Below are 13,095 nucleotides of genomic sequence, written 5' to 3'. Positions count from 1 at the left end.
CGGCGGTCTGCCTCGGCGCGCGCGTCGCCGGCCAGGGGCCCTACGGGTCGAACCGCGGCACCGCGTGGAACAAAGCGCTCAGGCCCGCGAAGGACCCAGCCGCCCCTCCAGGCCGCTGAGCAGGCCGGCGAGGAGTGTGGCCAGGTCGCCCTGGCCCTCGGGGGCGAGGACGGACAGTACGGCGGTCTCGTACGAGAGTTGTTCGGGGAGGATGCCGTCGACCAGGTCGCGGCCGGCGTCGGTGAGGCGGAGGTGGGCGACTCGGCGGTCGCGGGTGTCGCCGCGCCGCTCGACCAGGCCGCGTTCGGTCAGGTGCTTGAGCCGCTTGGTGACGGCGGCCCCGGAGGAGAAGGTCTCCCGGGCCAGATCCCCCGGGGTCAGCTCGTGACCGGTGCGGCGCAGCGCGCCGAGCAGGTCGAACTCCGGGCGGCTGAGCCCGGCCCGGCGCAACGGGGCGTCCTCGGCCTGCTGGAGGAGAGCGGCACAGCGGTTGATCCGGCCGATGACCTCCATGGGCCCGGTGTCCAGCCCGGGGTGCACGGTCCGCCACTGCCGGACGACCGCGGCGACGGTGTCCCGCCGCGCCGGGCCGCGTCCGGGCTCGCTCTCGTTCCCCGGCTGCCCCTCGGCCCGGGAATCCGCGTCCGTCCGCCTCCCCCCGGCCGTGCCGCCCCCGGCCCCCGCCTGTCCCCCGCCCGCTGCGTCCCCGGCCGGCGGTCGTCCGTTCGTCGGCGTCATGGCCGTACGTCCTCCGTTGTCCTGCCCGTGTCGTGGTCCAGGGGTGCGAGCCCCCGGTGTCGTGCCGTCGCGGCGAGCGTACGGTGTCCGGACTGTTCGGCGAGCACGACCCGCTCCGCGCGCAGGGCGCGCTGCCACCACTCGCCGGAGGCCGCGTCGGCCGTGGCGCGCAGGTCGACCAGTGCGGCGGTAAGGGTGCGGCCGGCGCTCGTCAGGGCGCGGGGTTGCGCGTGCGGCTCGGCGAGCAGGCGGTCGGCACGCTCGCGGGCGCGTTCGACCGCGGTCAGCGCGTGCTCGATGCGGTCACCGGCACGCCGGTTGGTGACGGCGACGGCCGCGACGAAGCCGACCAGCGCGCCGACGAGGGTGTCCGCGATCCGCTCGGTGATGAGGCGTCCGGGGTCCTGGCTGCGGGCGAACTCGGTGATGAGCAGGGCCATCGGCGTGACACACACGCTGCCGAGCCAGTAGTTGCGGCTGATCAGCGCCTCGGCGCCGAAGTTGAAGGCGAGGCAGAGCAGCACCAGGGCCGCGGGGTGCAGCTGGGCGAGCGGGGTGACCGCGGCGAAGACGAGGACGCCGACGAGGTTGCCGACGACGCGCTGGATGCCCCGGCTCCAGGTGAGGGTGACGTTGGCCTGGTAGAGGGAGGCCGCGGTGACCAGCGCCCAGTAGGGGCGCCCGACGCCGAGGGCGAGGGAGGCGTATCCGGCGAGGGCGCAGCCGATCGCGGTGCGAACGGCGATGGGCGCGAGCGGGGCGATCCGGTGCCGCAACGGGCGGCGCGGGAAGGCGAGTTCGGTGTCCACGCCGAGCAGTTCGCCGGTCGGGTCGTGGGGGAACTCGATCCCGGAGACCGGGGCCGTTCCCCGCAGGGCCCGGGCCCAGGCGCGCAGCCGTTCGGGGGCGGTGTCGGCGGGGGCGGCCAGGGCGACCTCGGCGCGGATCAGGAGCCGTTCGAGGGTGCGCCGGGTGCGGTCGGGGCGGGCGCCCGCGGCGAGCAGGGACTGCCAGGCAGCGTGGATGGCGGTGGCACTCGCCGCGCGGGCCCGGGCGTGGCCCTCGGCCGTACCGCCCGTGGCGGCGTAGGCGGCGGCCGCGTCCAGGGCCTGGGCCGTGGCGCGCCGCTCGGGGCCATGCGGGCGCAGCAGCCCGGGTGCCATGCCGACCAGCCAGGCCCAGGCGCCGGCGGCGAGGGCCAGCCCGACATGGGCGGGGACCTGGCCGAGGCTCTGCGGTGCGAACAGGGAGGCGGAGCTGATGAAGGTGAGGACCACGTTGCCGGGCGGACCGATGCGGGTGGCGTCGCACATCGCCTTCTGCACGGCTGCCATGAGGGCCCCGACGGTGACCAGCACGACGGTGTCGGTGGTGAGCGACGCCGCGAGCAGGGCGACGGCGAGGCCGCCGACCATGCCGAGCACCACCCGGGCGAGGGCCCGGGCCCGGGCGGCGTAGGGCCGGTTGTGGCCGTAGAGCGCGCACAGGGAGCCCGCCATGGTGTACATGGCGAGGTCGAGCCGTCCGAGCGCCAGCAGGGCCAGGTTGGGCGGGGCGACCGCGGCGACCGCGCTCAGCGCGGGCTTGAACCAGATGTCGGAGGGCCGCCCGAGGCGAAGCACGCCGGCAAGGGAGAGGCGGTGGCGGGTCGTACTGCTCATACAATCAATTTAGCATGTGTTTTACTAGTAAAGGATATGCCCCACGGAATCGGTGGCCCCCTCCATCACCTGCTGTGCTCCGGCGAATGCTCCCCGTGTACATCCTTGCGCTCGTATGCGCCCCGCGTGCCGTGGGCATCGCATTCCTCGACCGACCGTCGAGCGTGGAGGTGGGCGCGTGCACGGACCGGTGTCGGCCGCCTGGCTGCTGGTCGCGCTGTGCGCGGCGACCGGGGCGTACTGCCTGCTGCGGATGCGCAGCGGTGTCGAGGAACAGCGCCGCTCGGCGGGCGGCGAGGCGCTCATGGGGTTCGGCATGGCCGCGATGGCCGTGCCCGCCGCGGCGTTCACCCCGCCGGGCTGGGCGTGGCCGCTGTACGCGGCCGTGTTCGGCGCGGCGGCGCTGCGCGCCCTGTGGGCCGCGCGCAGCGGCCCGCACCATCTGCACCATCTGGTGGGTACGGCGGCGATGGTCTACATGTCCCTCGTCATGGCGGCCTCCCCCGCCTCGCCGGCCTCCCACCACCACCCGCACCTCGGCGCCGGAGTTCCTCTGGTGACGGGTGCGCTCCTGCTCTACTTCACCGGCTACGTGCTGCTGTCCGGCGCCCGCCTGGTGCCCGCCGCCGCCACGGCGGGCGGGACGAGGGCCGTGCGCTGGGGCGACCGGCCGGAGCTGGCCCGTGCGTGCCGGCTGTCGATGGGGATCGGGATGGTCGCGATGCTGCTGACCATGTGAACCGCCGGTCCTCCAGGGGCGGAAACGCAAACGTTGCCTGCGTCACTTCGGCACCAGGGACCGTACCCGTGAGCGGCTCCGCGCTCATAGGGTGCTGTCCATGATGGTCCCCGTGGCACTGCTGCTGCTCGGCGCCGTGACCGCCGTCGTCGCCCCGCGCCTGCTCGCCCGGGCCGACTGGCGGGACCGTGAGCCGGTGGTCGCCCTGTGGGTGTGGCAGTGCGTGGTGGCGGCCGTACTGCTGTGCTGTGCGCTGTCGATGACGCTCAGTGCGGCTGCGGCCTGGAAGGCGGTGCGCGGGCATGTCTTCGGTACGGCCCCGCGCGCGGTGGTGGACGCGTACGCACTCGGTACCGCCGGGCCGTGGGCGGCGACCGTCGCGGTGACGCTCGCCTGCGGCGGACTGTGGAGCCTCGCGATGCTGGTGCGCGAGGTCGTACGGGCCCGGGCGCGACGGCACCTGCGGCAGACCGAACTCCGCGTGCGGGCACCGCTGTTGCCGGGCGAGGAGCCGGCGAGCGAGCGGTTGGTGGTGCTGGAGGGCGAGCGTCCCGACGCGTGGTGGCTGCCGGGTACGGCACCCCGGCTCGTGGTCACGACGGCTGCCCTGCGCCGGTTGAAAGGGCGTCAGCTCGACGCTCTGCTCGCCCATGAGCAGGGCCACGACCGGGCCCGGCACGACTGGCTGCTGCATTCCTCGGCCGCGCTGGCGGGCGGCTTCCCGCAGGTGCCGGTGTTCGCCGCCTTCCGCGACGAGATGCACCGGCTGGTCGAGTTGGCCGCCGACGACACCGCCTCGCGGCGCTTCGGCCGGCTGACGACCGCGCTGGCCCTGGTCGAACTCAACGAGGACCGGGGCGTGTTCGGCCCCTACCCCGCCCCGCACGCACACGTCCCGCAGCGCGTGCACCGTCTCCTGACTCCCCCGGACCGCCTCCCGGCCCTGCACCGCCTGCGACTGACGGCGGTGGCCACGCTGGTACCTGCGGTCCCGGTCCTGGTGGCGCTGGTGCCGGGGCTTCGGGCCCTGGGGTAGACGGGCGGGCGCGGACCTACGCCGGAGCCGCCGGCCCTCGGCCCGTCCCGTCGACGAAGATCGCCGCATGCCTCACCGGCCCGCAGGCTCTTCGCTCCGTCCGTCGGCCCACCGCACCGCGGCCGTCGTGGCCGCCGTGCTCGCCGGATGCTGCGCGCTGCTGCTGACGCTCGTCACGACCCGGTGGCATCCGCTGCTCGGCCTGGACGTCGACGTCTCCCGCGCCACGCACCGCTGGGCGGTGCGCGAACACGGTCTCACGCAGGTGTTCCGCGTCCTGACGGACCGGGTCTGGGACCCGCGGACCATGCGCCTGGTGTGCGCGGGCGCCGCCGTCCTGCTGGTGTGGCGCCGCGCGGCCTGGTGGACGGCGCTGTGGCTGACGGTCACCGTCGTCCTGGCCACCGTCGTGCAGCAGTCGGTGAAGGCCGCCGTCGACCGGCCCCGTCCGGTCTGGCCGGATCCCGTCGACAGCGCGCACTACGCGGCGTTCCCGTCCGGGCACGCCATGACGGCCACCGTGGTCTGCGGGCTCCTGCTGTGGCTGCTGCACCGCCACGGCGCGGGGCGTGTCCTGTGGCGCACTGCGGTGTCCGTGGCCGTCGTCTCGGTGGCCGGCGTCGGTCCGACCCGGGTGTGGCCGGGCGTCCACTGGCCTTCCGGCGTCGTGGGCGGCCGGCTGTTCGGGGGGCTGGTGGTGGCGGTGGCCGTGGTGGCGGTGGCCGTGGTGGTGCACGAGTGGCCGCGGGTCGCGCGACCGTCGCGCGGGTAGAGTCCGGCGCATGGCTGCCGTGCTCTTCGATTTCTCGGGAACCCTGTTCCGCGTCGAGTCCACCGAGTCCTGGCTGCGGGCCGTGCTGGCGGAGACCGGCCTGACACTGTCCGAGCCCGAACTCGCCGACACCGCCAAGGCCTTGGAGGCGGCCGGTGCGCTGCCGGGCGGGGCGGACCCCGTCGAGGTGCCGGCGGACCTCGCCGGTCTGTGGGCGGTGCGGGACGAGAGCGCCGAGCTGCACCGGGCCGCCTACACCGGACTGTCGCGGCGGGTGCCGCTGCCCGCCCCGGGCCTGCACGACGCGTTGTACGAGCGGCACATGTCCCCCGCCGCCTGGGCGCCGTACCCCGACACCGCCGAGGTGCTGCGCACGCTGCGCGAGCGCGGGATCGGCGTGGGCGTGGTCAGCAACATCGGCTGGGACCTGCGCCCGGTCTTCCGTGCGTACGGGCTCGACGCGTACGTGGACGCGTACGCGCTGTCGTACGAGCACGGTGTGCAGAAGCCGGACCCGCGGCTCTTCTCGGCCGCCTGCGCGGCGCTGGACGTCGATCCGCGGCAGGTGCTGATGGTCGGCGACAGCAGGGTGGCGGACGGCGGCGCCGCCGCGCTGGGCTGCCGTGTGCACTTCGTGGACCATCTGCCGGTGACAGGGCGGCCCGACGCGCTGCTTGCGGTCCTGGATCTGGTGGACCGACCCGAACCCGCTCGGCGTCCCGGCGGACACACGCCGTCCGTCTGAGACGATCCCCCGTGTCGCCCCAGACGGACGGCAGCACTGAACAGGCATCGCACACGGCGGTGCCACCGCGTTGAGTATAGTTGGCTGGCAGCCAGTCAACGCAGGAGTTACAGGATGTCCCCGCGCAGCGCCTCGGTCAATGAAGAGTTGCGCCGCCGTTCCAGAGAGCGGCTGCTCCAGGCCGCCGTCGAGCTGGTCGACGAGCACGGCTTCGAGGCCACCACGCTGGCCGACATCGCGGACCGGGCGGGTTCGGCGCGCGGACTGGTGTCGTACTACTTCCCCGGCAAGCGCCAGTTGGTGCAGTCCGCCGTGCACCGGCTCATGCACCGCACGCTGGAGGAGGCGCTGGAGCGGGAGCCGCACACCGACGACGGCCGGGAGCGGCTGGCCCGGGCCATCGACGCGATCCTGGGCCTCGCCCGCGACCGGCCGGTGCTCATGCGGCAGCACATGGCGGGGCTGCTCCAGGCCGAGGGCTTCGTGCAGTGCCCCGAGCAGCGGCGCCTGTCGGAGCTGCTGGGCGACACGGTCGCCCGGTACGGCTCCCAGGACGTCACGGCCGACTATCCCCTGCTGCGCGCCCTGCTGATGGGGGCGGTGTACGCGGCGCTGGTGCCAGGGGTGCCCATGCCCGTGCCTGCACTGCGGGCCGAGCTGTTCCAGCGGTACGGGCTCGACTGGGAGCTGGGCGTGCCGCCGGGGAGCGAGCCGGAAGCCGGGGCGGGCCGGGCGCAGGACCTCTCGCGGTTCTTCGCGACCGAGGAACGGGCCGAGTAGCGGCTGCCCGGCCGCGCTGTCGGCCGGCCTCCCCGGTCAGCGCCTTGCGTGACGAGGCGTCAGAAAGCCGGCGTCCCGCGCCTGGGCGATCAGCCTGAGGGAACTCCGGCGGCTGTGCCCGGTCGCGCCCATCACCGCGAGGACCGGATCGAGGCCGCCCTCCTGGGCCGCCCGGTACTCCCGGGCGATCAGCCGGCACCCCTCGACACCCCGCGGCCACGCGGGGCGGGCGCGCCGCGGCCCCGCGTACGGAACGGCCTCCCGGCCCCGGCCGCCTCCCCGCTCCCCGACCCCTTCGTACGGCTTCCCCGGCTCCCCGCACACCTCGGACAGCGGCCCCTCGATCCAGTCGGCGAGCACGGCCAGATCGGCCAGGGACAGCGCGGGCTGCGCCCTGACGTCCTCGACGCAGACGCACCCCTCGTTCACCACGGCCACGGCGTCCACCCGCGCGCCGTCCGGGAAGGCCAGCCGGACATGGAACCAGGACGTGACGCTCCCGTGCTCCCGCACCTCCCACGCGGGCCGCACGGACACCGCGCCGTCCTCGGCGGGACGATCAGAAAGATTAAGAAAGGATGCTTCTAGCACACACGCAACGTAACCGCATCATCACATTCCCCGAGAAGGGACACGCGTCGGGTCACTCTGCCGGCCTCTGCCGTTGCGGCCCCGGCGGTGCCATGCTGGAGCCGTCCGCACACCCTTCTCCTTCGGGCAAGGAGTTCCTCCGTGCTGCGTGTCGCCGTCGTCGGATCCGGGCCGAGCGGGTGCTACACCGCCCAGACCCTGGTCCAGCTGGATCCCGGGGTGCGCGTGGACGTACTGGACCGGCTGCCGTGCCCCTACGGGCTGGTGCGCTACGGCGTCGCCCCGGACCACGAGAAGATCAAGTCCCTGCAGGGCAACCTGCGCACCGTGCTGGAGCACGACCGGGTGCGCTTCCTCGGCGGGGTGCGGGTGGGCGGACCCGGCGGGCTGTCCGTGGCCCGGCTGCGGACGCTGTACCACGCGGTGGTGTACTGCGTGGGCGCCGCCGCGGACCGCCACCTCGGGATCCCCGGCGAGGAGTTGCCGGGCAGCTGGTCGGCGACCGAGTTCGTGTCCTGGTACAGCGCGCACCCGGACGCGGCCGACGCGGGGTTCGTGCGCGGGGTACGGTCCGCGGTGGTCATCGGCGTGGGCAACGTGGCCGTGGACGTCACACGGATGCTGGTGCGGGGCGCCGGTGAGCTGCGTCCGACGGACATGCCGCAGGCGGCACTGGACGCGCTGACGGCGAGCGGGGTCGACGAGGTCCACATGGTCGGCCGGCGCGGTCCCTCACAGGCCCGCTTCACCACCAAGGAGCTGCGTGAGCTGGGCGCACTGCCGGACACCGAAGTGAGCCTGGATCCCGCCGAGTTGGAGATGGACGCCGGATACGTCGACTCCGCCGCGCTGCCCGCCGTGCAGCGCCGCAACGTGGAGGCGCTGCGCGGCTGGGCGGCGGCACCGGCCCGGCAGGCGGCCCGCCGGATAAGGATGCGGTTCTTCCTGCGGCCCGTGGAACTGCTCGCGGACGGCGGCCGGGTGGGCGCCGTGCGCTTCGAGCGGACGGCACCGGACGGGCGCGGCGGCGTCACGGGCACCGGACGGTACGAGGACGTGGCGGCGCAGTTGGTGCTGCGCTCGGTCGGCTATCGCGGAGTGCCGCTGGAGGGACTGCCGTTCGATGCGGCGAACGGCACCGTGCCGCACGCGGAGGGCCGCGTTCTGCGCGACGGCGCCGTTTCCCCCGGCGAGTACGTAGCCGGCTGGATCAAGCGCGGCCCCACCGGTGTCATCGGCACCAACCGGCCGTGCGCCAAGGAGACCGCGACCTCCCTGCTCGCGGACGCACCCGCGCTCCTGAGCCGGGAAGTGGCGCAGGACCCGCTCGATGCGCTGCGGGCCACGGGTGTCGAACCGGTGCCGTGGGCGGGTTGGCAGGCGATCGAGCGCGCGGAGGCCGCACTGGGCGCGCGGCTCGGCCGGGGTGTGGTCAAGCTTTCCGACTGGGACGCGCTGCTCGGGGCCGCGCGGTCGGCCTAGGCGCGGTCGGGGTCGGCGGCTCCCGGACTGGCACGACACACACCGGCAACGCGATCGAAATCAACAAACTGTTCAAGGACCTTACGGTCTCGTGCTGTTCGGATGTCACTGCCCGCCCGCCGCTCCGGAGTCCCCATGGCCACGACCGCAGATGTGCACCCCGTCGACGAGATACCGCCGGTACGCCGGCTCGCGGCCTTCGGACTGCAGCACGTGCTCGCGATGTACGCGGGCGCCGTCGCGGTGCCGCTGATCGTGGGCGGCGCGATGAAACTGTCGGCCGCCGACCTGGCGTATCTGATCACCGCCGATCTGCTGGTGTCCGGCGTCGCGACGCTGATCCAGTGCGTCGGGTTCTGGCGGTTCGGGGTCCGGCTGCCGATCATGCAGGGCTGCACGTTCGCGGCCGTGTCGCCGATGGTGCTCATCGGGACCACGGGTGGCGGACTGCCCGCGATCTACGGCTCGGTGATCGTCGCGGGGCTCGCGATGGTGCTGCTGGCCCCGGTCTTCGGCCGGTTGCTGCGCTTCTTCCCGCCGCTGGTCACCGGCACGGTGATCCTGATCATCGGGGTCTCACTGCTGCCGGTCGCCGGCAACTGGGCCGCCGGCGGTGTCGGGGCGAAGGACTTCGGGGAACCGAGGAACCTGGCACTGGCGGCCTTCGTGCTGGCCGTCGTGCTCGGCGTGCAGCGCTTCGCGCCGGAGTCCTTCGGTCGGATCGCCGTGCTGATCGGCATCGCGGTCGGCCTGGCGGTCGCTGTGCCGTTCGGGTTCACCGACTTCGGCGCGGTCCGGGATGCGGACTGGGTGGGGATCAGCACGCCGTTCCACTTCGGGACGCCGACGTTCAGGGCGTCCGCGATCGTGTCCATGCTGGTGGTGGCACTGGTGACCATGACGGAGACGACCGGTGACCTGATCGCGGTCGGCGAGATGACCGGCCGCCGGGTCGAGCCGCGCCCGCTGGCCGACGGCCTGCGCGCGGACGGCCTGTCGACCGTACTCGGCGGGGTGTTCAACACCTTCCCGTACACGGCGTACGCCCAGAACGTGGGCCTCGTCGGGATGACCCGGGTGCGCAGCCGCTGGGTGGTCGCAGCGGCCGGCGGCATCCTCGTCCTGCTCGGCCTGCTGCCCAAGCTGGGCGCGGTGGTCGCGGCGATCCCCGCGCCGGTGCTCGGCGGCGCCGGTCTGGTGATGTTCGGGACGGTCGCGGCGAGCGGGCTCAGGACACTGGCCCGCGTCGACTTCCAGGGCAACAACAACCTGACGGTGGTCGCCGTTTCGGTGGCGGTCGGCATGCTGCCGGTGGGCGTTCCCACGGTGTACGCGAAGTTCCCCGACTGGTTCCAGACGGTGATGAACAGCGGTATCAGCGCGGGCTGCCTGACGGCGATCGCCCTGAACCTGCTGTTCAACCACCTTCCCGCGAAGGCGGGTTCCACCGGAGCGGAGGAGGTCGGTGCCGGGGTCGGCGACGAGAACGCCGTCTGAAAAAAGCCGACTTGACGCCTCCGCAGTGGGCCCAGGCGCTAGACTCCCCGTGCACGGTCGGCCTCGCCGACCGCGACGGGAATGGGTCCGGCGTCCCTGTCGGGCGTGGCCGCCGAGGTGTTCGGCGGTCCGTCAATCACGACAACTTCACACGCGGCCTGCACGCCGGCAGGGCCTCAGTTGATCACCGCCATTCGGGGTGGTCGACCTGAGACACCTGCCATCCTGCAAACGGCTCGCGCTCGGTTCGGCCATCCGCCATTCTCCGGAGGGGCCGAGCATGGAGTCACAGATCGTCCTGGGGATCCTCGGTACGGCGAGCGTCGCGTCGGTACTGGTCTACGTCCTGAAGGGACTCCTCGACCAGATCCCGGATCTCATCCGCTCCTGGCGCCGGGTCGTGCGTGAGGCCAGGACCCTTCGTCGCGGCGATGCGGCCGGACCGGACGAGACCGGCGCGTCCGGCGCCGGTCCCGGGAACCGGCGCACCCCGTCCTGACCGGCCCCGGGGAACAGCGAACGTACTCAGTGGTCCCCGCGCAGCCCCACCGAGGCGGCCAGTTCCTCCTCGTATGCCGCGTAGGCCGAGCGCAGGGCCTCTCCCGGCCAGTCCGGCGGCAGGAGTGCGGGCGGCAGGACGGGGTCGGTGAGCAGGTGGCGTACGGCCGCGGCGAAGGCGGTGAGGCGGTCGGCCGGGTGGCGGGCGCCGGCCGCGTGGGCGAGCAGGATGCGCGCGGCGGTGGCCCACGCGGCCAGCGGCCACAGACGGGCGACCAGGTCGTGCGGGGAGCCCTCGGGGTGCGCGGTGTAGGACTCGGCCACGCGGGCGAGCTCGTCGGGCAGGGACCGGGCGAGGTTGGCCGGGCGCAGCCACACGCCCTCACGGAGTTCGGCCAGGCGCAGGGCGGCCAGCCGGGCACGCAGGTCGGCCCGCTCGGCGGGGCCGCGGCCGGTGGCCGTGATCACCACCATCTGCCAGTCGCCGTTCCACGCGCGCGTGCGGGGATGGAGCGCCTCGTCCTGGCGGCGCTGGCGGGCCAGCAGCCTGTCACTGAGCCCGTACACGCCGTCCGTGCGGCGCAGGTCCCCGGCGGCCACCATCCGGCTCAGCGCGGCCCGCAGCGTCGAGCCGCCGACGCCGAAGGGCTCCACCAGCCGGACCAGGTCCCTGACCGGCAGCTCGGGGGGATGTGCGCCCAGCAGCAGGCTCAGCACCACCGACCGCGCGGACAGCGGCCGCAGACCGGCGGCCTCACCCGCCTCCGCCGACACGTTCATGCGCATGGGCACGTACTGTACGTGCGCCTCCTTGTTGCATCATTGCTACAGTCGCACGAAGAGTGCAACATGGCCGTATGGACTCGACACCTGTGCAGTCGCCGCCGCGGCACCACGCCACCCACGACGTCACCAACCAGGCCCCGCCCCTGACCCCCTACGACGCCTCCGCCGACCGGGCCCTGCTGGAGGGGCTGCGCCGGGAGGGTGCCGAGTGGGCCGAGGACGGCATCCGGCGGCTGGGACTGCGGGCCGGCAGCGAGGAGGCCCAGGAATGGGGCGAGCAGGCGAACCGGCACGAGCCGGAGCTGCGCACCCACGACCGCTACGGCCACCGCATCGACGAGGTCGAGTTCCACCCCAGCTGGCATCACCTGATGCGGACCGCGGTCGCCGAGGGCCTGGCCGGTGCGCCGTGGGCGGACGACCGGCTCGGCGCCCACGTGGCCCGTACGGCGGGCGGACTGGTGTGGGGGCACACGGAGGCCGGGCACGGCTGTCCGACGTCGATGACGTACGCGGCCGTCCCCGCGCTGCGCGCACAGCCGGAGCTGGCCAAGGTGTACGAACCGCTGCTCACCAGCCGCGCGTACGACCCGGAGCTGCGCGTCCCCACCGAAAAGCCCGGGCTGCTCGCCGGGATGGGCATGACCGAGAAGCAGGGCGGCTCGGACGTCCGCACGAACACCACCACGGCCACGCCCACGGGTGAGCCGGGCGTGTACACGCTGCGCGGCCACAAGTGGTTCACGTCGGCGCCGATGTGCGACGTGTTCCTGGTGCTGGCGCAGGCACCGGGCGGCCTGTCCTGCTTCCTGGTGCCCCGGATCCTGCCGGACGGCAGCCGCAACACCTTCCGCATCCAGCGGCTCAAGGACAAGCTCGGCAACCGGTCCAACGCCTCCTCCGAGCCGGAGTTCGAACGGACGGTGGCCTGGCTGGTCGGACCCGAGGGGCGGGGGGTGAAGACCATCATCGAGATGGTCAACTGCACCCGCCTGGACTGCGTGATGTCCTCGGCGGCCCTGATGCGCAAGACGCTCGTCGAGGCGGGTCACCACGCGCGCCACCGCAGCGCGTTCGGCGCCCGGCTGTTCGACCAGCCGCTGATGCGCAACGTGCTGGCCGACCTGGCACTGGAGTCGGAGGCGGCGACGACGCTCACCCTGCGGCTCGCCGGCGCGGCGGACCGGGCGGTGCGCGGGGACGCCGGCGAGCGCTCCTTCCGCCGGATCGCCACCGCCGTCGGCAAGTACTGGGTGACCAAGCGGGGCCCGGCGTTCACCGCGGAGGCCCTGGAGTGCCTGGGCGGCAACGGGTACGTCGAGGAGTCGGGCATGCCCCGCCACTACCGGGAGGCTCCCCTGCTGTCGATCTGGGAGGGCTCGGGGAACGTCAACGCGCTGGACGTGCTGCGCGCCCTGGGTCGGGAACAGGACACGACCGAGGCCCTGTTCACCGAACTCGCCCTCGCGCGCGGGGCGGACGCTCGGCTGGATGCGGCCGTGGTCGGGCTCAAGGAGCAGTTGGCCGAAACCGACCAGGCGGGCGCACGCCGGCTGGTCGAGCGGATGGCGCTGGCCCTTCAGGCATCGCTGCTGGTCCGGCACGCCCCGCACGCCGTCGCGGACGCCTTCTGCGCGACCCGGCTGGGCGGCGACTGGGGGCACGCGTTCGGCACGCTGCCCGCCGGGACCGACCTGGACACGATCCTGGAGCGGGCCTTTCCCGGCCATGACTGATCCGGTCCCCGGGCGACCGGGGCGGATCCCGCCC

The 13,095-nt window shown here is 73.8% G+C and carries 13 protein-coding genes; 9 read left to right on the top strand and 4 right to left on the bottom strand.

All coding sequences use genetic code 11. The features are described from left to right. Nucleotides 1-78: 78 nt before the first annotated feature. Entirely contained in the window at nt 79-738 is a 660-nt protein-coding gene (locus tag AC07DS_RS14550; RefSeq protein ID WP_479145219.1) for a MarR family winged helix-turn-helix transcriptional regulator, read from the bottom strand. Continuing rightward, nucleotides 735-2,399: an FUSC family protein gene (locus AC07DS_RS14545; protein WP_479145217.1), complete on the bottom strand. Its 1,665-nt coding sequence runs from the start codon at nt 2,397-2,399 to the stop codon at nt 735-737. The genes AC07DS_RS14550 and AC07DS_RS14545 overlap by 4 nt, the downstream gene beginning before the upstream one ends. A 178-nt stretch (nt 2,400-2,577) precedes the next feature. Between AC07DS_RS14545 and AC07DS_RS14540 the strand changes: the two genes are divergently transcribed. The 5 genes from AC07DS_RS14540 (at nt 2,578) to AC07DS_RS14520 (ending at nt 6,471) form a co-directional block, all read left to right on the top strand. Beyond that, entirely contained in the window at nt 2,578-3,138 is a 561-nt protein-coding gene (locus AC07DS_RS14540; protein ID WP_479145216.1) for a DUF5134 domain-containing protein, read from the top strand. A 100-nt stretch (nt 3,139-3,238) separates the two neighbouring features. Continuing rightward, on the top strand, nt 3,239-4,174 hold the full coding sequence (locus AC07DS_RS14535; RefSeq protein ID WP_479145214.1) for a M56 family metallopeptidase: 936 nt from the start codon (nt 3,239-3,241) through the stop codon (nt 4,172-4,174). Between the two features lie 67 nt (nt 4,175-4,241). Further along, complete coding sequence (locus tag AC07DS_RS14530) at nt 4,242-4,946, top strand: phosphatase PAP2 family protein (protein ID WP_479145211.1); 705 nt, start codon at nt 4,242-4,244, stop codon at nt 4,944-4,946. A 10-nt stretch (nt 4,947-4,956) separates the two neighbouring features. Next, nucleotides 4,957-5,691, top strand: a complete 735-nt coding sequence (locus AC07DS_RS14525; protein ID WP_479145209.1) for an HAD family hydrolase — start codon at nt 4,957-4,959, stop codon at nt 5,689-5,691. 114 nt (nt 5,692-5,805) lie between these two features. Next, a complete protein-coding gene (locus AC07DS_RS14520) occupies nt 5,806-6,471 on the top strand; it encodes a TetR/AcrR family transcriptional regulator (RefSeq protein WP_479145208.1) in 666 nt (221 codons plus the stop codon). Nucleotides 6,472-6,507: 36 nt separating this feature from the next. On the opposite strand, the gene AC07DS_RS14515 is transcribed toward AC07DS_RS14520, so the two are convergent. Next, nucleotides 6,508-7,008, bottom strand: a complete 501-nt coding sequence (locus AC07DS_RS14515; protein WP_479145206.1) for a DUF6214 family protein — start codon at nt 7,006-7,008, stop codon at nt 6,508-6,510. A 195-nt stretch (nt 7,009-7,203) separates the two neighbouring features. Between AC07DS_RS14515 and AC07DS_RS14510 the strand changes: the two genes are divergently transcribed. From AC07DS_RS14510 to AC07DS_RS14500, 3 genes are all read left to right on the top strand, one after another. Continuing rightward, a complete protein-coding gene (locus AC07DS_RS14510) occupies nt 7,204-8,544 on the top strand; it encodes an FAD-dependent oxidoreductase (RefSeq protein WP_479145204.1) in 1,341 nt (446 codons plus the stop codon). A gap of 135 nt (nt 8,545-8,679) precedes the next feature. Then, entirely contained in the window at nt 8,680-10,041 is a 1,362-nt protein-coding gene (locus AC07DS_RS14505) for a nucleobase:cation symporter-2 family protein (RefSeq protein WP_479145202.1), read from the top strand. 280 nt (nt 10,042-10,321) lie between these two features. Continuing rightward, a complete protein-coding gene (locus AC07DS_RS14500; protein WP_479145200.1) occupies nt 10,322-10,540 on the top strand; it encodes a hypothetical protein in 219 nt (72 codons plus the stop codon). 26 nt (nt 10,541-10,566) lie between these two features. Here AC07DS_RS14500 and AC07DS_RS14495 read toward each other — a convergent pair whose 3' ends face one another. Beyond that, on the bottom strand, nt 10,567-11,325 hold the full coding sequence (locus AC07DS_RS14495; RefSeq protein ID WP_479145198.1) for a PaaX family transcriptional regulator C-terminal domain-containing protein: 759 nt from the start codon (nt 11,323-11,325) through the stop codon (nt 10,567-10,569). A 71-nt stretch (nt 11,326-11,396) separates the two neighbouring features. On the opposite strand from AC07DS_RS14495, the gene AC07DS_RS14490 reads away from it, so the two are divergent. After that, on the top strand, nt 11,397-13,061 hold the full coding sequence (locus AC07DS_RS14490; protein WP_479145196.1) for an acyl-CoA dehydrogenase family protein: 1,665 nt from the start codon (nt 11,397-11,399) through the stop codon (nt 13,059-13,061). The last annotated feature ends 34 nt before the right edge of the window (nt 13,062-13,095 follow it).

Source organism: Streptomyces sp. NPDC044064 (assembly GCF_056434245.1).
Note: the sequence above shows the minus strand (reverse complement) of the source record. Positions and strands in the feature narration are given on the sequence as shown.